The sequence below is a fragment of the Pseudomonas sp. T1.Ur genome (assembly GCF_023516725.1).
Classification (GTDB): domain Bacteria; phylum Pseudomonadota; class Gammaproteobacteria; order Pseudomonadales; family Pseudomonadaceae; genus Aquipseudomonas; species Aquipseudomonas alvandae.
Genome location: NZ_JAMGSN010000001.1, coordinates 1,069,041 through 1,087,436, shown reverse-complemented (window position 1 = coordinate 1,087,436; position 18,396 = coordinate 1,069,041). Strand labels below are relative to the sequence as shown.

General features: G+C 61.6%; 20 protein-coding genes. All 20 read right to left on the bottom strand.

The window, feature by feature from the left end:
• Positions 1-17 precede the first annotated feature (17 nt).
• Positions 18-389 carry a chemotaxis response regulator CheY gene (locus M8Q45_RS05070; protein ID WP_003183998.1) on the bottom strand — a complete coding sequence of 124 codons (372 nt, stop codon included), beginning with the start codon at positions 387-389 and terminating at the stop codon, positions 18-20.
• A 167-nt stretch (positions 390-556) separates the two neighbouring features.
• Complete coding sequence (gene fliA / locus M8Q45_RS05065; protein ID WP_030141068.1) at positions 557-1,300, bottom strand: RNA polymerase sigma factor FliA; 744 nt, start codon at positions 1,298-1,300, stop codon at positions 557-559.
• Complete coding sequence (gene fleN, locus M8Q45_RS05060; RefSeq protein ID WP_003184001.1) at positions 1,297-2,127, bottom strand: flagellar synthesis regulator FleN; 831 nt, start codon at positions 2,125-2,127, stop codon at positions 1,297-1,299. Before fleN ends, fliA begins: the two co-directional genes overlap by 4 nt.
• Positions 2,128-2,243: 116 nt before the next feature.
• A complete protein-coding gene (flhF, locus tag M8Q45_RS05055; RefSeq protein WP_181287414.1) occupies positions 2,244-3,593 on the bottom strand; it encodes a flagellar biosynthesis GTPase FlhF in 1,350 nt (449 codons plus the stop codon).
• Between the two features lie 11 nt (positions 3,594-3,604).
• The gene (gene flhA / locus M8Q45_RS05050; RefSeq protein WP_249873808.1) at positions 3,605-5,734 is read right to left on the bottom strand and encodes a flagellar biosynthesis protein FlhA; all 2,130 of its coding nucleotides are present in this window, start codon (positions 5,732-5,734) and stop codon (positions 3,605-3,607) included.
• A 438-nt stretch (positions 5,735-6,172) separates the two neighbouring features.
• The gene (gene flhB, locus M8Q45_RS05045; RefSeq protein WP_249873807.1) at positions 6,173-7,309 is read right to left on the bottom strand and encodes a flagellar biosynthesis protein FlhB; all 1,137 of its coding nucleotides are present in this window, start codon (positions 7,307-7,309) and stop codon (positions 6,173-6,175) included.
• A 3-nt stretch (positions 7,310-7,312) separates the two neighbouring features.
• Entirely contained in the window at positions 7,313-8,095 is a 783-nt protein-coding gene (gene fliR / locus M8Q45_RS05040) for a flagellar biosynthetic protein FliR (RefSeq protein ID WP_249873806.1), read from the bottom strand.
• Between the two features lie 4 nt (positions 8,096-8,099).
• The gene (fliQ, locus tag M8Q45_RS05035; protein ID WP_003184009.1) at positions 8,100-8,369 is read right to left on the bottom strand and encodes a flagellar biosynthesis protein FliQ; all 270 of its coding nucleotides are present in this window, start codon (positions 8,367-8,369) and stop codon (positions 8,100-8,102) included.
• Positions 8,370-8,392: 23 nt separating this feature from the next.
• Positions 8,393-9,142: a flagellar type III secretion system pore protein FliP gene (fliP, locus tag M8Q45_RS05030; protein ID WP_030141073.1), complete on the bottom strand. Its 750-nt coding sequence runs from the start codon at positions 9,140-9,142 to the stop codon at positions 8,393-8,395.
• Positions 9,142-9,579 (bottom strand): flagellar biosynthetic protein FliO, encoded by a 438-nt coding sequence (gene fliO / locus M8Q45_RS05025; protein ID WP_249873805.1) that lies wholly within the window; start codon positions 9,577-9,579, stop codon positions 9,142-9,144. Before fliO ends, fliP begins: the two co-directional genes overlap by 1 nt.
• On the bottom strand, positions 9,580-10,038 hold the full coding sequence (fliN, locus tag M8Q45_RS05020) for a flagellar motor switch protein FliN (RefSeq protein ID WP_030141075.1): 459 nt from the start codon (positions 10,036-10,038) through the stop codon (positions 9,580-9,582).
• A 60-nt stretch (positions 10,039-10,098) separates the two neighbouring features.
• Positions 10,099-11,067 carry a flagellar motor switch protein FliM gene (gene fliM, locus M8Q45_RS05015; RefSeq protein ID WP_030141076.1) on the bottom strand — a complete coding sequence of 323 codons (969 nt, stop codon included), beginning with the start codon at positions 11,065-11,067 and terminating at the stop codon, positions 10,099-10,101.
• A 10-nt stretch (positions 11,068-11,077) separates the two neighbouring features.
• On the bottom strand, positions 11,078-11,581 hold the full coding sequence (fliL, locus tag M8Q45_RS05010; protein ID WP_249873804.1) for a flagellar basal body-associated protein FliL: 504 nt from the start codon (positions 11,579-11,581) through the stop codon (positions 11,078-11,080).
• Positions 11,582-11,813: 232 nt separating this feature from the next.
• A complete protein-coding gene (locus tag M8Q45_RS05005) occupies positions 11,814-13,178 on the bottom strand; it encodes a flagellar hook-length control protein FliK (protein ID WP_249873803.1) in 1,365 nt (454 codons plus the stop codon).
• An 85-nt stretch (positions 13,179-13,263) separates the two neighbouring features.
• A complete protein-coding gene (locus tag M8Q45_RS05000; RefSeq protein WP_030141079.1) occupies positions 13,264-13,608 on the bottom strand; it encodes an Hpt domain-containing protein in 345 nt (114 codons plus the stop codon).
• A gap of 31 nt (positions 13,609-13,639) precedes the next feature.
• Entirely contained in the window at positions 13,640-15,346 is a 1,707-nt protein-coding gene (locus M8Q45_RS04995) for an ATP-binding SpoIIE family protein phosphatase (RefSeq protein WP_249873802.1), read from the bottom strand.
• Positions 15,347-15,351: 5 nt separating this feature from the next.
• On the bottom strand, positions 15,352-15,657 hold the full coding sequence (locus M8Q45_RS04990) for an STAS domain-containing protein (RefSeq protein WP_249873801.1): 306 nt from the start codon (positions 15,655-15,657) through the stop codon (positions 15,352-15,354).
• A 101-nt stretch (positions 15,658-15,758) separates the two neighbouring features.
• Positions 15,759-16,208, bottom strand: coding sequence for a flagellar export protein FliJ (fliJ, locus tag M8Q45_RS04985; RefSeq protein ID WP_003184033.1), 450 nt, complete (start codon positions 16,206-16,208; stop codon positions 15,759-15,761).
• A 6-nt stretch (positions 16,209-16,214) separates the two neighbouring features.
• Positions 16,215-17,573 carry a flagellar protein export ATPase FliI gene (gene fliI / locus M8Q45_RS04980; protein WP_030141083.1) on the bottom strand — a complete coding sequence of 453 codons (1,359 nt, stop codon included), beginning with the start codon at positions 17,571-17,573 and terminating at the stop codon, positions 16,215-16,217.
• The gene (gene fliH / locus M8Q45_RS04975; protein WP_249873800.1) at positions 17,563-18,393 is read right to left on the bottom strand and encodes a flagellar assembly protein FliH; all 831 of its coding nucleotides are present in this window, start codon (positions 18,391-18,393) and stop codon (positions 17,563-17,565) included. The genes fliI and fliH overlap by 11 nt, the downstream gene beginning before the upstream one ends.
• Positions 18,394-18,396: the final 3 nt, after the last annotated feature.

Genomic DNA, 18,396 nt, shown 5'->3' with positions numbered 1-18,396 from the left:
GCTCCCCCGTGGCGCCGTTAACCGATGCGTTCGAAGATTTTTTCGATCTTCTCTTTCAACGCCTGGGCCGTGAAGGGTTTGACCACATAGCCGTTTACACCGGCCTGGGCCGCTTCGATGATCTGCTCGCGCTTGGCTTCGGCAGTGACCATCAGCACCGGGAGATGCTTGAGTTTTTCGTCGGCGCGCACATGGCGCAGCAAGTCGATACCGGTCATGCCAGGCATGTTCCAGTCAGTCACCAGAAAGTCGATGCTCCCGCTGTTGAGAACCGGAATGGCAGTAGTGCCATCGTCGGCCTCGACCGTGTTGGTGAACCCAAGGTCACGCAACAGGTTTTTTATGATCCGCCGCATCGTTGAGAAGTCATCAACGATGAGGATTTTCATGTTCTTGTCCAATTCGACCTCCAAGCAGTCTTAAACGCGCCCAGCACCTGAACGCGCCATTTCAATCAATCCGGCACAACACTCGACAACGGTCTGGAGCACAACGGATGGAGACTGGCGTGGCATTTGCCATGCCTGCCCCGCTCGCAGCATCTCCGCACCGCCTGTCAGCGTGCTCGCCACTCCCCCAAACGCCCCCGTAAACGGGCCGCGCACTGGCTGTGTAACTGGCTGACCCGCGATTCGCTGACTCCCAGGACCTCACCGATTTCCTTGAGGTTCAGCTCTTCGTCGTAGTACAGCGCCAAGACCAGTCGCTCACGCTCCGGCAAATTGGCAATCGCTTCGGCCAACGCACTCTGGAAGCGTTCATCTTCCAGGTCGCGCGATGGCTCCATGTGAGCACTTGCGCCATCCTCATGCAGCCCCTCGTGTTCGCCGTCCTGCAACAGGTCGTCGAAACTGAACAGGCGACTGCCCAAGGTATCGTTCAAAATCCCGTAATAATCGTCGAGACTCAATTGGAGTTCGGCCGCAACCTCATGATCTTTAGCGTCACGCCCGGTTTTAGCTTCAATCGCGCGAATCGCGTCACTGACCATACGGGTATTGCGGTGCACCGAGCGCGGCGCCCAGTCGCCCTTGCGGACTTCATCGAGCATGGCGCCGCGAATGCGGATACCGGCATACGTCTCGAAACTGGCGCCTTTGCTCGCGTCGTATTTGTTCGCCACTTCCAGCAGGCCAATCATGCCTGCCTGGATCAGGTCTTCGACCTGGACGCTGGCTGGCAAGCGTGCCAGCAAGTGATAGGCGATGCGCTTGACCAATGGCGCGTAACGCTCGATCAATTCGTATTGGGCGTCCCGTGCCGATTTTTTGTAGAGATGGTTGTAACCGCTGGCTGTCATAACACGGGCCCTGCTGTTTGTTGCACAAGACGCTCGACGAAAAATTCCAGATGCCCGCGTGGGTTGGCCGGCAGTGGCCAGGTATCGACCTTCTGGGCGATCGCCTTGAACGCCAGCGCGCATTTGGAACGTGGAAAGGCTTCATATACGGCACGTTGCTTCTGGACCGCCTTGCGTACGCTTTCGTCGTAAGGCACTGCGCCGACGTATTGTAGGGCGACGTCCAGGAAGCGATCCGTGACCTTTGTCAACTTGGCGAACAGGTTGCGTCCTTCCTGCGGGCTCTGGGCCATGTTGGCCAGGACGCGGAACCGGTTCATGCCATAGTCGCGGTTAAGCAGTTTGATCAGGGCGTAGGCATCGGTGATGGACGTCGGTTCGTCGCAGACCACCAGCAGGACTTCCTGGGCGGCGCGGACAAAACTGACCACCGAGTCACCGATGCCGGCAGCCGTGTCGATCACCAGCACATCGAGGTTATCGCCGATGTCGCTGAAAGCCTGGATCAGGCCAGCGTGCTGCGCCGGGGTCAGGTGCACCATGCTCTGGGTGCCGGAAGCGGCCGGCACGATGCGAATCCCGCCGGGCCCCTGCAGGAGCACGTCGCGCAGTTCGCAGCGGCCTTCGATCACGTCCGCCAGGGTGCGCTTGGGTGTCAGCCCCAGCAGCACGTCGACGTTCGCCAGGCCCAGGTCGGCGTCCAGCAACATGACCCGTCGGCCTAGCTCTGCCAGGGCCAGGGACAAGTTCACTGACACGTTAGTCTTGCCGACGCCACCTTTGCCGCCGGTCACCGCGATCACCTGTACGGGATGCATGCTGCCCATGTTCGTTCTTTACCTTGTCTTACTTAGACGGAGGCCACATTACTGGCTGCGCGTTCACATATGGAACAATGCATGGCAGACCATCGATGTAGGTACAAAAAATATTCATGAATACCTCAGCCAACCTGCTTGGTCGGACTGTGGTAGATATCAGCGAACATATCAGCCATGGCTTCTTCGCTGGGTTCTTCCTGCATTTGCACACTCACGGCACGACTGACCAATTGATGACGGCGCGGCAGATGCAAATCATCCGGGATCCGCGGCCCGTCGGTCAGGTAGGCCACCGGTAGTTCATGACCGATCGCCAGGCTCAACACCTCGCCCAGGCTTGCCGTTTCGTCCAGCTTAGTCAGGATGCAGCCGGCCAGCCCGCAGCGTTTGTAGCTGTGGTATGCGGCGGTTAGAACCTGTTTCTGGCTGGTGGTTGCCAACACGAGATAATTTTTTGACTTGATGCCACGTCCGGCCAGGCTTTCCAGCTGCATGCGCAGGGCCGGATCGCTGGCTTGCAGGCCAGCGGTGTCGATCAGCACGACGCGCTTGCGCATCAACGGTTCCAGCGCCTGGGCCAGGGACTGGCCCGGATCCACATGGGTCACCGACACATTGAGGATCCGCCCCAGGGTCTTGAGTTGTTCCTGGGCGCCGATGCGGAAACTGTCCATGCTCACCAGGGCGATACTCTGGGCGCCGTACTTGAGGACATAACGGGCCGCGAGCTTGGCCAGGGTGGTGGTCTTGCCCATGCCGGCCGGGCCGACCATGGCAATGACACCGCCCTCTTCCAATGGCTCGACTTCCGGCGTGGCGATCATCCGCGCCAGGTGCGCCAGCAGCATGCGCCAGGCCTGGCGAGGCTCGTCGATGCCATTGATCAGCGCCAGCAGATCGCGCGCCAATGGGCCGGACAGACCAATGCGTTGCAGGCGACGCCACAGGTTGGCCTGGGCTGGACGGCTGCCTTGCAGTTGGTTCCAGGCCAGCGAACCGAGCTGGACTTCCATCAGCTCGCGCAGGCTGTTGAGTTCGAAGCGCATCGAGTCGAGGGCGCGCGGGTCGACACCCCGGGCAGGCGCGGCGGGTGCTGGCTCCGGACGACGCGGCTCGGCCGGCGTGGCCTCGACCAGCGGTTCGGCGGCGGTCAGCGGCAGGCCTGCAGTCAGTGGCTGGCCGGCGAACAATTGACGATTGGTGCCCGCGCTCGCCGCGCCTTCGCTGCTGCGCAGGCTCAATTCGGCCTGGGCGCTGGCGATGCGCGACTGGGTCTTGCGCAGCTCATCCTCGAGTTCCATGTTCGGAACGCGCGGGGCCAGCGCCGACAATTTGTAATCCAGCGCAGCCGTCAGCTCGACACCGCCAGCGATCCGGCGATTGCCAATGATGGCTGCTTCAGCGCCCAGCTCGTCACGTACCAGCTTCATGGCCTGACGCATATCGGCGGCGAAAAAACGCTTCACTTGCATAAACCACTACCTCAGCCGTTGGGCCCTACTGTCGCAACGATGGTCACTTGCTTGTTGTCCGGTATTTCCTGGTACGCCAGCACATGCAGCCCCGGGACCGCGAGGCGCCCGAATCGCGAGAGCATCGCGCGAATCGGACCGGCCACCAGCAGGATCACCGGTTGGCCTTGCATCTCTTGCCGCTGGGCTGCGTCGATCAACGAACGTTGCAGCTTCTCGGCCATGCTTGGCTCCAGCAGGACACCCTCTTCCGAGCCTTGTCCTGCCTTCTGCAGACTATTGAGCAATATCTGTTCCAACCTTGGTTCCAGAGTGATCACAGGCAGCTCAGACTCAGTGCCTACAATGCTTTGGACGATTGCACGGGATACGCCGACCCGCACCGCAGCCACCAGGGCGGCGGTATCTTGACTCTTCGAAGCGTTGTTGGCGATCGCTTCGGCAATGCTGCGGATGTCGCGTACCGGTACCTGTTCAGCCAACAGCGCCTGCAACACCTTGAGCAGCTGCGACAGCGAAACCACGCCCGGCACCAGCTCTTCAGCCAGCTTCGGCGAGCCTTTGGCCAGTACTTGTAGCAGTTGCTGGACTTCTTCGTGACCAATCAGCTCGCTGGAATGCTTGTACAGAATCTGGTTCAAGTGGGTCGCCACCACCGTGCTGGCGTCCACCACGGTATAGCCGAGGGACTGGGCCTGGGCGCGCTGGCTGATTTCGATCCACACCGCTTCCAGGCCGAAAGCCGGATCCTTGGCGGTAATACCGTTGAGCGAACCGTAGACCTGACCCGGGTTGATCGCCAGCTCGCGGTCCGGGTAGATCTCGGCTTCGGCCAGGATCACGCCCATGAGCGTCAGGCGATAGGCGCTCGGCGCCAGGTCGAGGTTGTCGCGGATATGCACGGTCGGCATCAGGAAACCCAGGTCCTGGGACAGCTTCTTGCGCACGCCCTTGATCCGCGCCAGCAATTGCCCACCCTGGTTGCGGTCGACCAATGGGATCAGGCGATAGCCGACTTCCAGGCCGATCATGTCGATCGGCGTCACGTCGTCCCAGCCCAGCTCCTTGGTTTCCATGGCGCGGGCCGGCGATGGCAGCAGTTCCTGCTGGCGCTTGACCTCTTCCAGCGCCTGGACCTTCTGCACGTTCTGCTTCTTCCAGAACAGGTAGGCGCCACCGGCCGCGAGGGCCGCCATGGTCAAGAAGGAAATATGCGGCATGCCCGGCACGATGCCCATCACCGCCATCAGGCCGGCGGCAACCGCCAAGGCCTTCGGCGATGCGAACATTTGCCGGCCGATCTGCTTGCCCATGTCTTCGGAGCCCGAAGCGCGGGTCACCATGATGGCGGCGGCTGTGGATAACAACAGTGATGGCAATTGCGCCACCAAACCGTCACCGATGGTCAGCAAGGCGTAGACCTTGCCGGCGTCACCGAAGGACATGCCGTGCTGGAAGATACCGACGGCCATGCCGCCGATCAGGTTGATGAACAGAATCAGCAAGCCGGCGATGGCGTCGCCGCGCACGAATTTGCTGGCACCGTCCATGGAGCCGTAGAACTCGGCTTCCTGGGCCACTTCCAGGCGACGCAGCTTGGCCTGGCCCTGGTCGATGAGGCCGGCGTTGAGGTCGGCGTCGATCGCCATCTGCTTGCCGGGCATCGCGTCGAGGGTGAAACGCGCGCTCACCTCGGAAATCCGCCCGGCACCCTTGGTCACCACGACGAAGTTGATGATCATCAAGATGGCGAAGACCACGATACCGACCACGTAGTTGCCGCCGATCACCACCTCACCGAAGGCCTGGATCACCTTACCGGCGGCGGCGTGACCATCCTGGCCGTGGAGCATGACCACGCGGGTGGACGCCACGTTCAGCGCCAGGCGCAATAGCGTCGCCACCAGCAGGATGGTCGGGAAGACGGCGAAATCCAGCGGCCGCAAGGCGTACACGCAGACCAGCAGCACGACGATGGACAAAGCGATGTTGAACGTGAAGAACACGTCCAGCAGGAACGGTGGCACCGGCAGCATCATCATGGCGAGCATGACCAGCAGCAACAGCGGCACGCCCAGATTACCCCGGCTGAGGTCTACGACATTGCTGCGCGCGGTGCTGAGTAACTGAGAGCGATCCACCAATATTCCCCGTTCCTGTGAAGCAAACTTTTGACGCCCGGAGGGGGCGCAGGCGGGGTATTGCAAGAAGCTTTCCAACTTTTGCGAAAGCTTGAAATAGAACGACTTGGCGCACATTCAACCTGTGGGAGCGAGCCTGCTCGCGAATACGGTTACCCAGTCGATAGAAAGGTTGGCTGACAAACCGCATTCACGAGCAGGCTCGCTCCCACAGGGTAATACGGTTCACTTGAGAAGAATGGGAACCCGTGGCGAGGGAGCTTGCTCCCGCTCGGCTGCGAAGCAGTCGTAAATCGGCGGGTGCGGCGTGCCTGATGCCCCATTTGGCCGGTTTGGGGGCCGCTTCGCGGCCCAGCGGGAGCAAGCTCCCTCGCCACGGGTTCATCGATTGCCTTGATTGAGCAGCATCAGCTCCCACAGGCCTTGGGTTAGCCGGGATCAGGAATCGCGGCGCAGGTCCGGCGGGATCGGCAGGTCCTTGAGCGGTTCGGGGCGCTTGCCCTTGCCCGCGCGGTGCTGGCGAATCTGATAGACGTACGCCAGGACCTGGGCCACGGCCAGGTACAGGCCTCCCGGGATCTCCTGGTCGAGTTCGGTGGAGTAGTAGATCGACCGCGCCAATGCCGGGGATTCGAGCAGCATCACTTCGTTGGCGACGGCGATCTCGCGGATCTTCAACGCCAGGAAATCGCTGCCCTTGGCCAAGAGGACCGGCGCATTGCCTTTGTCCGGGTCGTACTTGAGCGCGACGGCATAGTGGGTCGGGTTGGTGATGACCACGTCGGCGTCGGGAATCGCCGCCATCATCCGGCGCTGGGAGACCTCGCGCTGCAGCTGGCGGATCCGCTGCTTGACCTCCGGCTTGCCCTCCTGATCCTTGTACTCGTCGCGGATTTCCTGCTTGGTCATCATCAGCTTCTGCTTGCTTTGGTAGAGCTGGATCGGCACGTCGATGGCGGCGATCAGGATCAAGCCACAGGCCATCCACAAAGTGCTCCAGCCCACCAGTTGCACGCTGTGGATAATGGCTTGTTCCAGCGGCTCATGGGCAATGCGCAGCAAGTCATCGATATCAGCCTGCAATACCGTCAGCGCCACGAAAAGAACCAGGAAAAACTTCCCAAGCGCTTTTAGCAGCTCCATCAGGGCCGTTGTGGAGAACATCCGCTTGAGCCCACTCGCAGGATTCATTCGGCTGAACTTGGGCGCCATGGTCTTACCGGAAAACAACCACCCGCCCAAGGAAATAGGCCCCAGGAAAGCAGCCAGCAACAAGAAGATCAGCACCGGCTGCACCGCCACGATGGCGATCTTGCCCGAATGCAGCAGGTATTGCGTCATGGCGCCGGGGGTCAGCAGCACTTCTCGAGGCAGGGAGAAATTCAGGCGCATGATTTCCAGCAGATCCAACGCCAGCCCACCGCCATAAATCAGCAAGCCACCGGCGCCAGCGAGCATGATCGCCAGGGTGTTGAGCTCCTTGGAACGCGCAATTTCACCCTTTTCCCTGGATTCTTTCTTGCGCTTCTCCGTGGGGTCTTCTGTCTTGTCCTGACCGCTTTCGCTCTCGGCCATGGTTCAGCGCGCCTGTGCCATGTCGCGTAACAACTGCAAGGCCTGGGTGGCCAGCGGCTGGTACTGGTTGAGGATGTCCCCGAGGCTGACCCAGAAAATCACCATGCCCAGCACCAGGGTCAGCGGGAAGCCAATGGAGAAGATGTTCAACTGCGGGGCCGCCCGGGTCATCACGCCGAAGGCGATGTTGACCACCAGCAACGCGGTAATCGCCGGCAACACCAGCACCATGGCCGCGCCGAGGACCCAGCCGAGCTTGCCGGCGATTTCCCAGAAATGATTGACCAGCATCGCGCTGCCCACCGGCATCGTCGTGAAGCTCTCGGTCAAGACCTCGAACACCACCAGGTGCCCGTTCATGGCCAGGAACAACAACGTCACCAGCATCGTCAGGAATTGCCCGATCACCGCGGTGTTGACGCCATTGGTGGGGTCGATCATCGAGGCGAAGGCCATGCCCATCTGGATCGAAATGATTTGCCCGGCGACCACGAACGCCTGGAAAAACAACTGCAACGAAAAGCCCAGCAAGGCACCGATGAGGATCTGTTCGGCCACCAGCATCAGCGCACTGAGGTCCAGCGCATTGACCGGCGGCATCGGTGGCAGCCCGGGCGCTATCACGACGGTGATTGCCAGGGCGAAATACAGGCGCACGCGCCGCGGCACCAGAGTCGTGCCAAAAACCGGCATGCTCATCAGCACCGCAGTGACGCGGAACAACGGCAGGACAAACGACGCCACCCAGCTACTGATCTGGGTGTCCGTCAGCGCGAGCATCGACATCCGGTCAGCCGATCAACTGCGGAATACTGCCGTACAACTGCAGGATGTATTCCATGAAGGTTTGCACCAGCCAGGGACCGGCGACGATCAGCGTGACCAGCATCACCAGCAGGCGCGGCAGGAAACTCAGGGTCTGTTCGTTGATCTGCGTGGCGGCCTGGAACATCGCCACCAGCAAGCCCACCAGCAGGCTCGGGATCACCAGGATGGCAACCATCATGGTGGTCAGCCAGAGGGCCTCGCGGAACAGGTCTACCGCAACTTCAGGCGTCATATCGTGTTACCCGCACAAGTGGTCTAGACACCGCCGAAACTGCCCGCCAGGGTGCCGATGATCAACGCCCAGCCGTCCACCAGCACAAACAACATGATCTTGAACGGCAGGGAAATGATCAGCGGCGACAGCATCATCATGCCCATGGCCATGAGGATACTGGCGACCACCAGGTCGATGATCAGGAACGGGATGAAAATCATGAAACCGATCTGGAACGCGGTCTTCAACTCGGACGTCACGAACGCCGGCACGAGGATAGTCAGTGGCGCCTGGTCGGGGCTGGCGATATCGGTGCGCTTGGACAGGCGCATGAACAGGTCCAGGTCGCTGCTGCGGGTCTGGGCGAGCATGAAATCCTTGATCGGCACCTGGGCCTTGGCCACGGCGTCCTGGGCACTGAGTTTTTCCGCCAGGTAGGGTTGCAGGGCGTCCTGGTTCACCCGATCGAATACCGGCGCCATGATGAACATGGTCAGGAACAGCGCCATGCCGGTGAGGATCTGGTTCGACGGCGTCTGTTGCAGGCCCAGCGCCTGGCGCAGGATCGAGAAGACGATGATGATCCGGGTGAAACTGGTCATCAGCATGACGAACGCCGGGATGAAACTCAGCGCGGTCATGATCAGCAGGATCTGCAGGCTGACCGAGTATTCCTGTGCCCCTTCGGCATTGGTGCCCAAGGTAATCGCCGGGATCGACAGCGGATCGGCGGCAAACGCCAACGGCGCGGCCAGCATCAGGGCCAACGCCAACAGAATGCGCAACGGCATTACTTCTTATCCTTTTGATCTTTACCCAGCAGTTCCATGAGCCGCTGGGCAAATTCGGGGGTGGCCTGCTCGGTGGAAGGCACCTGGACCGGCTCCTTGAGGACGTGCAGCGCGGTGATGGTGCCGGGGCTCAGCCCCAGCAGAATCTGCTCGTTGCCTACCTGCACCAGCACCAGCCGATCCCGCGGGCCCAACGCCCGGGAACTGATGATGTCGATGACCTGACCTTTGCCGGCGGGCCCCGCCTGTTGCACGCGCCGCAGCATCCACGCCAGGAAGAAAATCACCCCGAGCACCAGGAGCAGGCCCAGCACCAGTTGCGCCAATTGCCCGGCGATGCCGCTGCCACTGGCCGGCGCAACGGCCGCATTGGCCACCGGCTCGGCCGCCAGCACACTGAACGGCAGCATCAAGGCTGCGGCGAAAAAACCTTTCATTCAGCGCAGCTTCTTGATGCGTTCGCTCGGGCTGATCACGTCCGTCAGGCGAATGCCGAACTTCTCGTTGACCACCACCACTTCGCCGTGGGCGATCAAGGTGCCGTTGACCAGCACGTCCAGCGGCTCACCGGCCAGGCGATCGAGTTCGATTACCGAACCCTGGTTGAGCTGCAGCAGGTTGCGGATGTTGATGTCGGTGCTGCCCACTTCCATGGAAATCGACACCGGGATGTCGAGGATCACGTCCAGGTTCGGCCCGTCAAGCGTCACTTGCTCGTTGCTTTTCGGCACGCTGCCAAACTCTTCCATCTGCAGGCGGTTGGACGCGTGGGCACCGGTGTCGGCTGCCAGCAATGCATCGATGTCAGCCTGCCCGGCGTCGCCGGTTTCTTCCAGGGCCGCAGCCCATTCGTCGGCCAGCGCCTGGTCATCCTGGGTATTCATATCGTCAGCCATCATGTTTCCTCGGCGGGCAAAAATTCAGTTAAAAACGAAAACTTAAGAAGTTGACAGCGCTCAGCGGCGTTCGATCGGCTCGATCACCTGCAACGCCAGATTGCCTTTGTGAGAGCCCATCTTGACCTTGAAGGCCGGTACGCCGTTGGCGCGCATGATCATGTCTTCCGGCATCTCCACAGGGATGATGTCCCCGGGCTGCATGTGCAGGATGTCCCTCAGGCGCAGCTGGCGCCGGGCAACCGTCGCGCCGATCGGCACGTCGACGTCCAGCACGTCCTGGCGCAAGGCGTTGATCCAGCGCTCGTCCTGGTCGTCGAGGTCCGACTGGAAACCGGCGTCGAGCATTTCACGCACCGGCTCGATCATCGAATACGGCATGGTCACGTGCAGGTCGCCGCCGCCGCCGTCGAGTTCGATATGGAACGTCGAGACGACAATGGCTTCGCTCGGGCCGACGATGTTCGCCATGGCCGGGTTCACTTCCGAGTTGATGTACTCGAAGTTCACTTCCATGATTGCCTGCCAGGCTTCCTTCAAGTCGACGAAGGCCTGTTCCAGCACCATGCGCACGACGCGCAGCTCCGTCGGGGTGAATTCGCGACCTTCGATCTTGGCGTGACGACCGTCGCCGCCGAAGAAGTTGTCCACCAGCTTGAACACCAGCTTGGCGTCGAGGATAAACAGGGCCGTGCCGCGCAATGGCTTGATCTTCACCAGGTTGAGGCTGGTGGGCACGTACAGCGAGTGCACGTACTCGCCGAACTTCATCACCTGCACGCCCCCCACGGCCACGTCGGCCGAGCGCCGCAACATGTTGAACATGCTGATGCGGGTGTAGCGGGCGAAACGCTCGTTGATCATTTCCAGGGTCGGCATGCGTCCGCGAACGATGCGATCCTGGCTGGTCAGGTCGTAGCTTTTGACGCTGCCCGGGTCAGCAGCGTTTTCGGTTTGCACCAGGCCGTCGTCGACACCATGCAACAGCGCGTCGATTTCGTCCTGGGACAACAAGTCCTGCACGGCCATGTCGTGTTTCCTACTGCAATACGAAGTTAGTGAAGAGCAACTGTTCGATCACCACTTTGCCGAGCTCTTTCTGAGCCACTTCCTGCACGCTGGCCGTGGCTTTCTGACGCAGCATTTCCTGGCCGACCGGGGTGGCCAGGGTGTCGAAATTCTGTCCGGAGAACAGCATCACCAGGTTATTGCGGATCAAAGGCATGTGCACCCGCAACGCTTCCAGGTCCGCCTGGTTGCGGCCCAGCAGGGTAATGCTGACCTGCATGTAGCGCTGACGACCGTTCTGCGTGTAGTTGGCGACGAAGGCCGGGGCCATGGGTTCGAAAATCGCCGGCTGCTTGCCCACCGGAGCGGCTTCCGCCGCCGGTGCCGGCTTGCTTTGGGCGCTGTGCATGAAATACCAGGTCGCCCCCACCGAAACGCCCATCGCCAGGAGCAAGCCCACCACGATCAGGATGATCATCTTGAGTTTGCCTTTGGTTGCAGGGTCTTTTACAGCTGCTGCTTCACTCTTCGCCATGCCAATAATCCGTCACTAATCGGGGGGTTCACTGTTGCATGGCTAGGCAGGAGCAAGTGTTATGCCAGAAGTGTCGGCACTTGAGATGACGGGCAGATACGATCTTCAGACCCCATGAAAACGAATGTGGGAGCGAGCTTGCTCGCGATAGCGGTGGACCAGCCCCTGCAAGGGTGACTGACCATCCGCTATCGCGAGCAAGCTCGCTCCCACAGGGGTGAGCCGCGCTGGATCAGGCGTAGTAATCGACCGCACTGGTGCCGATGACGCTGGTCGTGCTGGCAGCCACTTCAGCGATGCTGGCCGGAGCGGCTTCGTCCACCGAATCCACCCGTCCGCCCGAGGACGTGGTGCGTCCGGCCTGGGCCTGCTGCTGGGCTTGCTGGTCCTGGTTCTGCGAACCACGGGATTGATCCGACACGTTCACGTCGACCTGGCCCATGCCCTGCTGGGCAAAGCTGTCGCGCAAGCGATGCATCTGGCCTTCGAGGGCTTCACGAACGCCAGCGTGGGCGCTCATGAAGGTGACCTGAGTCTGCTGGTCCGGAACCATGTTCACTCGGATGTCCAGGCGCCCGAGCTCGGCCGGTTGCAACTGGATGTCGGCCGCCTTGAGATTGGCGCTCGACAAGTACATCACTCGGTTGACCACTTCCTCGGTCCAGCCGCTCTGGTTCATGGCGATGGGCTGGTTGACCGGCACCGCGTTGGCGGTTTTCGGCGTGGCCGCCTGGGTCAGTGCCGCCAGGCGATTGGCAAAGTCATCGACGCGGGTATCGCTGGAAGCCGCGGTCAGGTCCTTGAGGCCTTCGCTGATCAGGCCACTGAACGCCTTGTCGCCCCCCTGGCTGCCGGCACCGGTGCTGTCCTGGTCGGCTTGCACGGTGAGCATGCTGGCCATGCCGGCCGCGAAAGTCTGGGCCGAGGTCGGTTCGCCATCGGGCGAGGCCACCGGGGCGGCCTTGGGCTGCGCCTGGCTGGAAGCCGACACATGGCCGCCCTGCTCCATCGCCAACCGCAAGGCTGGCAGCGCGTCGAGCGGATCAGCCTGCGGATCGAACGCCGGATCAGCCACGGGTGCCGGGGCATTGGCCGCCGTCGTCGGAGCAACGGCAGCCGCCACCGCAGCGGTGACTTGAGCATCGGTCGCATTCACCACGGGGGCGGGCTGGACCTCGGCAGTGGTCACCGCAACAACGGGCAACAACGCAGGATCGAGGGTCGGATCGACAGGCGCGGCGTCCGCTACGGGCCCTTCGGCCGCGTCGGTAGCGTCGTCCTGGGCAGTCTTATCGTCGGCAGCGGCCGGCTTGTCGGCGGGCAAGGGTTTGCCGCTATCGGCAACCACCGGCTCCGGAGCGGCAGCCGTATCGCTGTCGGCATCCTTTTTGACGGAGGTGTCGGAAGTCTTGTCGCGCCCCGGCTTTACCGACGGCTCAGCGACCGTCGGTGATTTGACGGGGGCCTGCTTGGCGAAGACCTGAGCGAAGCTGGAGGCTTTATCCCCGGCTTCCGGGCCCGCTGCCAGTGGATTGACGGCGGCCTGCGGCTTGGCCGGGGCGGTGGCCTGCAGGAGTGTATTGGGCGTAACAGGCATAAAATGGTCTCCGCTGCACTGGAATCAAGATGCAGTCGAGACAGGACAATGCAAGGGACGGGCCAACGCGTCGGACGACATCGTTTCAGCAATGAAAGCCTTCACGCTCTTCCCGGCAAAGCGTGCGGACGAAGGCAAACTCGCTGTCGATTTCATTGACCAGTTTTTCGATGCCACCCAGCGACGGCTGCTTGGCGCGTTGCTCCAGTTCACCACACAGCTCAGCCAGGCGCAGGGCACCCATGTTGCTGCTGCTGCCCTTGAAACTATGGGCCGTGGCACTCAGCTTTTCGGCGTCCCTGGCTTCATGCAGCACACGCAGGCGTGCTTCGGAATCCTCGAGGAAGGTGTCCAGCAATTCCGGATACCCGTCCTCCATGACTTCCCTCAACGTGCTGAGCACGTCGCGATCGAGATGAATTTCACTCACTTGCTCGCTCCCTGATCAAGATCGGCTCCGATTATGCCAGAGCCTCCCAAAAAAACTCCACGCGTGCACTACGACCATCGTCGGACCAGGAGGCCCGCTGGCAGAGTTGACGCACCAGGCTCACGCCGCGCCCCGATAATCGGTCGCGATCCACGGGGCGCGCCATCACCTTCGCAACATCGAAGCCCTTGCCGCTGTCCTCGACCTCAATGACCAGACAGCCACCGTCACCCTGGGGGGTGACATGCAAATGCACCCGCACATGGCCATCGCTCAACGCGTCCAGGCGCTCGTTGCGCTCGCGGTAGTAACGGGCGAAACCCGTCGCATCGCGCTTGAGGCTGGAGTCCAACCCCAACACCCCATGTTCCAGGGCGTTGGAATACAGCTCCGACAGTACGCTGTAAAGGGCGCCACTGTGTGCCCTGAGCCCATGAACCTCAAGCAGCAACTGCAAAAGGTAGGGCATCGGGTTGAACCGCTTGAGCGTCTGCGCCCGGAATTCAAAGCTTACCGACCAATCCAGCGGACTGGATTGGCCGCTATCGGAATAGACCGGAGGCGGCGGATTGAGTTGCGTCGGCGCGACGAGACGCACCTCGATCATGCTGAAGTCGTCACGGGCCTCGCCGCGAAAATCCTGCAGGGCTTGCTGGATATCTTCGAACAGGCGGTCGGGCTCACGGTTGGCCGAAAATACCTGTTGCAACCGCTCCACGCCAAACGGCTGGTCGTCGCGGTCACTGGTCTCGATCACGCCATCGGACAGCAGGAACACCCGATCACCCACCGACATGGGGTGGACTTCGGTGCGGTCGTCGAACAACTGAGGCGTCAGTACGCCCAATGGCAAATGCCGCGCCGGCAACGGTGTGCGTACGCCAGTGAGGCTGTCGTGCAGATAACCGTCGGGCATGCCACCGTTCCAGATCTCCACGGTGCAGCGCTGGAAACTCAGGCACAGCAGCGTCGCGCAACAGAACATGTCCACCGGCAGGATGCGCTTGAGCTTGGCATTCATCTCTCGCAGGATCTGCGCCAGGCCATAACCCTTGGCGGTCATCCCGTAGAACACCTCCGCCAGCGGCATCGCCCCCACCGCCGCCGGCAATCCGTGCCCGGTAAAGTCCCCGAGCAGGATATGCATGTCGCCGGCCGGATTGAATGCGGCCAACAGCAGGTCGCCGTTGAACAAGGCGTAGGGCGATTGCAGGTAACGGATGTTCGGCGCGCTCAGGCAACCGGAGTGGGCAATCTTGTCGAATACCGCCTTGGCGACCCGCTGCTCGTTGAGCAGATAGTCATGGTGCCGGGCGATCTGGTCGCGTTGCTCCACCACCGTGGCTTGCAGCCGACGCAAACGGTCCATCGCCTTGATCTTGGCGGCCAGGATCACTTGGTTATAGGGTTTTGCCAGGAAGTCGTCACCGCCAGCCTCGAGGCAACGGGCCAGCCCTTCGCTTTCGGTCAACGAGGTGAGAAAGATGATCGGGACCAGTTGATCCCCGGCCAACTGCTTGATCTTCTGCGCCGCTTCAAAGCCATCCATGACCGGCATCATCGCGTCCATCAACACAAGGTGCGGACGCCGTTGCAGATAGACCTCGACCGCCTCGGCACCGTCAGCCGCAGTGAGCACGTGATGGCCCTGGCGACGGACGATGGTCGACAACAGCAGTCGATCAGCGGCACTGTCTTCGGCAATCAGGATCGTCAGCGGCTCCGGCGACGATTGCATGGCGATCAACTGATATCGAACAGCTTGTCGAAATTGGAGATCGCGAGGATTTTCTTGACGTCGCTGCTGCTGTTGACGACGCGGATATCCGATTCGTCGCCACCGGCATGGTCACGCAACAGCAGGAGCATGCCCAACGCAGAACTGTCGAGGTAAGTGGCCTTCTTCAAATCCACCACAATGGACTCGGGCTTACTATTAAGTCTCTCGTAAGACTCGCGAAACTCCTGATGCCGCCCGAAATCGAATCGCCCTTCAACCGAAATCGTCAGCTTTTTACCGTTGTCGGATACTTCAGCAATGACAGACATATTCACTTCCTTGTCATGGACATACGTGTACAAGGTTTAGCACTTGGTAGAGGTCTGAGCAAGGTTCAAATCGCCTACCCGACAAAACTCTACCGCCGATATCAATACGGATCCTGGCGCGGCAGGCGCTGGGACAATTCATCCAGCAGTTTCTGCTCGCGCTTGTCCTCCAATTGCCGCGCCTCGTCGATGTAGCGCTGTACGAGTTTGCGCAACCCTTCGACGCGGGCGAACGCCTCTTGCCAGCTCTGGCGGGCCTTCTCCAGGTTGTTCTGGTGCCAGACCAGACTCTGGCGCTGCTGGTCGATGGCCGTGCCCAACTGCGCGAGGAACCCTTGGTAGCCCAATAGCCATTGTCCGGAAACGCCATGGCTGCCTCGGGCGATCCATTGTTCCTGGTATTCGAGGCGAAAATTTTCCAAGTCCGCCAACTTGCTTTCGGCAACCGCCACCTGCCCCTGAAAATAGGCCAGCCGCTGGACGGCGGTCTTCTCGGCCTTTTCGGCCATGTCCACCACTGGCGCCAGGCGCGCCGCACGACTCGTGGCCATGATCGGTTACGTGCCGGAGACAGGCGCGAAAATGGTTTGCAGGTGCGCTTCGCTGGCGCCCATGCCGATGCTGTCGTTAAGCGCCTGGCGCAGATACACCGCCATGGACGGATAGAGGCTGATGGCCGTGTCGGTCTCACGATCGCCGCCTGGTACATACGCACCGACGCTGATCAGGTCGCGACTTTGCTGGTAACGGGACCAATACTGCTTGAACTGTTGCGCACGCTTCATGTGCTCGGGGCTGATGACCGAGGGCATGACCCGGCTGATCGACGCCTCGATGTCGATGGCGGGGTAATGCCCCTCCTCCGCCAGGCGCCGGGACAATACGATGTGGCCGTCGAGCACGCCTCGGGCCGAGTCGGCGATGGGATCTTGCTGGTCGTCACCCTCGGACAGCACGGTGTAGAACGCCGTGATGGAACCGCCGCCCTTCTCCGCGTTACCGGCACGTTCCACCAGCTTCGGCAGCTTGGCGAAGACTGAAGGCGGGTAGCCCTTGGTCGCCGGCGGCTCGCCGATGGCCAGGGCGATTTCCCGCTGGGCCTGGGCGAAACGGGTCAACGAGTCCATCAGCAACAGGACATTCTTGCCCTTGTCGCGGAAATATTCGGCGATGCGCGTGCAGTACATGGCAGCGCGCAGGCGCATCAGCGGCGCATCGTCCGCCGGCGAAGCCACGACGACGGAGCGCTTGAGCCCTTCCTCGCCAAGGATGTGCTCGATGAATTCCTTCACTTCGCGGCCCCGTTCGCCGATCAGCCCCACCACGATGATGTCGGCCTCGGTAAAGCGGGTCATCATGCCCAGCAGCACACTCTTGCCCACGCCGGTACCGGCGAACAGGCCCAGGCGCTGGCCGCGTCCAACGGTCAACAAACCGTTGATGCAACGAATGCCCACGTCCAGCGGCACGCTGATGGGGTCGCGCTTGAGCGGGTTGATCGTCGGGCCGTCCATCGGCACCCAATCCTCGGCCTTCATCCCGCCCTTGCCGTCCAGGGCCCGACCGGCGCCGTCCAGCACACGGCCGAGCATGCTCATGCCCATGGGCAGGCGGCCGGTGTCGGCCAACGGCACCACGCGGGCACCCGGGGCAATACCGGCGACACTGCCGACCGGCATCAGGAAGACTTTACTACCGGAAAAACCCATGACCTCGGCTTCGACCTGGACCGGATGATAGCTGTCGTCATTGATCACCAGGCAGCGACTGCCCATGGCAGCGCGCAAGCCTTCGGCTTCGAGCGTCAGGCCGACCATGCGCAGCAGGCGACCTTCCAGGATCGGTTGGCCGGCCAGCTCGGTGGCCTCGGCGTAGCTGCCCAGGCGCTTGCCGAAGCTGGTTCGCTCAAGGCGCATCGTGGCCTACCACTTCAGGTGTGATCGGCTCGCCGCTGTCGGGATCGACGATGGCGGCCGGCTTGGGTTCGTCCGGCAAGTCCAGGCTCAGGTCGGCGGGCGCCGGGTGCAAAGCCTGTTCGTGCAGTTGGTCGAACAGCTTGGCCATGATCTGGCTGATGCGGGTCTCGACGGTAGCGTCGATGCGGCTGTGCTCGGTTTCCACGCGGCAACCGCCCGGCAGCAGGGTTTCATCTTCGACGATGCGCCAGGTTTCCTCGTGGCGTTCGCGCAAAGCCTTGACCAGTTCGAAGTCCTGCGGGTTGATGTACAGCCGCACATTGCCCACGCCCAGCGGCAACAGCTTGAGGGCTTCGCGCATGACGTGTTCGATCTGGCTCGAATCGATGGCCAGTTCGCGCTGGATCACCTGACGGGCGATGTGTTGCACCAGCCCGACCAATGACTTTTCGATCTGTGTGTCCTGCTCGGCGATGGGCTCGAACAGGTTCTGCATCAACGATTCCAATGCGCGCAGCTTGGCCGTCAGCGCCACGTCGGCTTCCTGTCGAACCTTGATCGTGGTGCTGTGGAAACCTTCTTTTTCGCCGATGGCGAAGCCTTCGTTGTAGGCCTCCTGGCGGATGCTTTCGACTTCTTCGAGGGTCAGTGGCTGGACTTCTTCCAGCGGCACCTCTTCCATCTCCGGCAGTTCTTCCACCGGTGCAGGCTCAGGCTCGGGCACGTGGGGGTCGAAGCTGGGCAGCGACCAGACGTCGAAACCACCGACGTCACGGGCGCGGATCAGGTCGCTGGGTGAATCATCACTCTTGGCAGACATAAC

Bases quoted from the DNA above. Each gene is read 5' to 3' on its own strand.
- M8Q45_RS04995 (WP_249873802.1), bottom strand. From the start codon at position 15,346: ATGCAATCGTCGCCGGAGCCGCTGACGATCCTGATTGCCGAAGACAGT.
- M8Q45_RS05005 (WP_249873803.1), bottom strand. From the start codon at position 13,178: ATGCCTGTTACGCCCAATACACTCCTGCAGGCCACCGCCCCGGCCAAG.
- fliL (WP_249873804.1), bottom strand. From the start codon at position 11,581: ATGGCGAAGAGTGAAGCAGCAGCTGTAAAAGACCCTGCAACCAAAGGC.
- fliP (WP_030141073.1), bottom strand. From the start codon at position 9,142: ATGCCGTTGCGCATTCTGTTGGCGTTGGCCCTGATGCTGGCCGCGCCG.
- flhF (WP_181287414.1), bottom strand. From the start codon at position 3,593: ATGCAAGTGAAGCGTTTTTTCGCCGCCGATATGCGTCAGGCCATGAAG.
- fliR (WP_249873806.1), bottom strand. From the start codon at position 8,095: ATGTCGATGCTCGCGCTGACGGACACCCAGATCAGTAGCTGGGTGGCG.
- M8Q45_RS04990 (WP_249873801.1), bottom strand. From the start codon at position 15,657: ATGTCTGTCATTGCTGAAGTATCCGACAACGGTAAAAAGCTGACGATT.
- M8Q45_RS05070 (WP_003183998.1), bottom strand. From the start codon at position 389: ATGAAAATCCTCATCGTTGATGACTTCTCAACGATGCGGCGGATCATA.
- fliI (WP_030141083.1), bottom strand. From the start codon at position 17,573: ATGCGCCTTGAGCGAACCAGCTTCGGCAAGCGCCTGGGCAGCTACGCC.
- fliM (WP_030141076.1), bottom strand. From the start codon at position 11,067: ATGGCCGTGCAGGACTTGTTGTCCCAGGACGAAATCGACGCGCTGTTG.
- fliH (WP_249873800.1), bottom strand. From the start codon at position 18,393: ATGTCTGCCAAGAGTGATGATTCACCCAGCGACCTGATCCGCGCCCGT.
- fliO (WP_249873805.1), bottom strand. From the start codon at position 9,579: ATGAAAGGTTTTTTCGCCGCAGCCTTGATGCTGCCGTTCAGTGTGCTG.
- fliN (WP_030141075.1), bottom strand. From the start codon at position 10,038: ATGGCTGACGATATGAATACCCAGGATGACCAGGCGCTGGCCGACGAA.
- fliA (WP_030141068.1), bottom strand. From the start codon at position 1,300: ATGACAGCCAGCGGTTACAACCATCTCTACAAAAAATCGGCACGGGAC.
- flhB (WP_249873807.1), bottom strand. From the start codon at position 7,309: ATGGCCGAGAGCGAAAGCGGTCAGGACAAGACAGAAGACCCCACGGAG.
- fliJ (WP_003184033.1), bottom strand. From the start codon at position 16,208: ATGGCCACGAGTCGTGCGGCGCGCCTGGCGCCAGTGGTGGACATGGCC.
- fliQ (WP_003184009.1), bottom strand. From the start codon at position 8,369: ATGACGCCTGAAGTTGCGGTAGACCTGTTCCGCGAGGCCCTCTGGCTG.
- fleN (WP_003184001.1), bottom strand. From the start codon at position 2,127: ATGGGCAGCATGCATCCCGTACAGGTGATCGCGGTGACCGGCGGCAAA.